1 protein-coding gene is annotated in these 1547 nt (G+C 69.8%); it reads right to left on the bottom strand.

Annotated elements, in window-relative coordinates; translation table 11 throughout:
* Positions 1-67 precede the first annotated feature (67 nt).
* Positions 68-1285: an IS110 family transposase gene (locus ACIA6T_RS35575; RefSeq protein ID WP_399450640.1), complete on the bottom strand. Its 1218-nt coding sequence runs from the start codon at positions 1283-1285 to the stop codon at positions 68-70.
* Between the last annotated feature and the right edge of the window lie 262 nt (positions 1286-1547).

Genomic DNA, 1547 nt, shown 5'->3' with positions numbered 1-1547 from the left:
GGGGGGTGCCTCTATGTCTTTCGTCAAGGCGCCCAGGTTGGGTTTGGGGTGCTTTGGTCTGCTGGGGTCATGCGGCGAGTTCGACGTCTTCGGGGGTGCGGGGTTCGTAGAAGGTGCCGTCGCGGAGCATGGCGAACAGGACGCTGATGCGTTGGCGGGCGAGTCGGAGGAGGGCCTGGGTGTGGGTCTTGCCGCGGGCTCGTTGCTTGTCGTAGTAGGTGCGGGAGGCCGGGTCGGCGTTCATGCAGGCGAAGGCGGAGAGGAACATGGCGCGTTTGAGCTGCCGGTTTCCGCCTCGGGGCGCGTGTTCGCCGTGGATGGAGGTCCCGGACTGCTTCGTGGTGGGGGCGAGTCCGGCGTAGGAGGCGAGGTGGGCGGCGGTGGGGAAGCTGGTGCCGTCGCCGACGGTGACCAGCAGGACGGCGGCGGTCCTGACGCCGACGCCGGGCATCGACGTCAGGACCGGGGAAAGAGGGTGAGCCTCCAGCAGGGCGTTGATCTGGGCTTCCAGGGCCCGGCGCTGGGTGTGGACGGTGGCCAGGGAGCCGGCCAGAGTGGGGATGACGATGTCGAGGGTGCCGGTGCCCGGAACGACGACGGTCTGTTCGTCGAGTGCGTCGAAGACGTCGTCGATGAGCCGGGTGGCCATGCGCGGGGCCTTCGGGCGGATCAGTTCGACGAGTCTGCGGCGTCCGGCTTTGCGCAAGGCGGCAGGGGATCCGTGGCGTTCCAGCAGCCAGGTCACGGCCTGGTGGTCGAGACGGGGGCCGAGGACGCGTTCGAGGCTGGGGTGGAACTGGGTGAGCAGGCCGCGTATCCGGTTGCTGGTGCGGGTGGCCTCGGCCGCGAGGTCCTGGTCGAAGCCGACCAGCACGGTGAGCTCGGCGGTGATCTCGTCGGTCAGCTCCAGCGAGCGCAGGGTGTGCGGCATGGTGCGGGCCGCGTCCGCGATCACGGCCGCGTCCTTCGCGTCGGTCTTCGCCTCACCGGGGTAGAGGTCGGCGATCCGTCGCATCGCCAGGCCGGGCAGGTAGGCGACCTGGCAGCCCGCGTCCCGGGCGACGGTCAGCGGCAGGGCGCCGATCGAGGCGGGCTGGTCCACGATCACCAGGACGGTGCCGAACTTCGCGGCCAGCTTGTCGAAGACGGCTCGCAGCTTCGGCTCGCTGTTGGGCAACGGCTTGTCGAAGACCTTCTTCCCGGCCGGGGTCAGCCCGTGGCCGTGGTGGGCACTCTTGCCGACGTCCAGGCCCAGGAACACGCCCACGTCTTCGGTGTCGAACACTGCGCTCTCCGCTCCTTCGGTGCGGCCGGCCTCGGCATCGGTGTCGTACTCGCGCATCCACGTTATGCAGACCTGCCGCCCGCGAACTGTCCGGCGTTGCGCCGGACCGGACGGTGGCCGGACCTCTCATCAGCGTCTCCGACGGCACCTCCCAGGCCCGGTGACACCACCCCCCAGGTCATCGACTTCGACAGGGGGACACAGTCATGCCGGGCCCGGAGGCCAGCGGCCCCATTGCGGAGCCGCGAAGAACATAACGGGG

Origin of the sequence: Streptomyces sp. NPDC051740, assembly GCF_044453165.1 — a bacterium.
In the GTDB taxonomy this organism is placed as follows: Bacteria; Actinomycetota; Actinomycetes; order Streptomycetales; family Streptomycetaceae; genus Streptomyces; species Streptomyces atrovirens.
The sequence above is the reverse complement of the archived record's forward strand: the minus strand, read 5'-3'. Positions and strand labels throughout refer to the sequence as shown.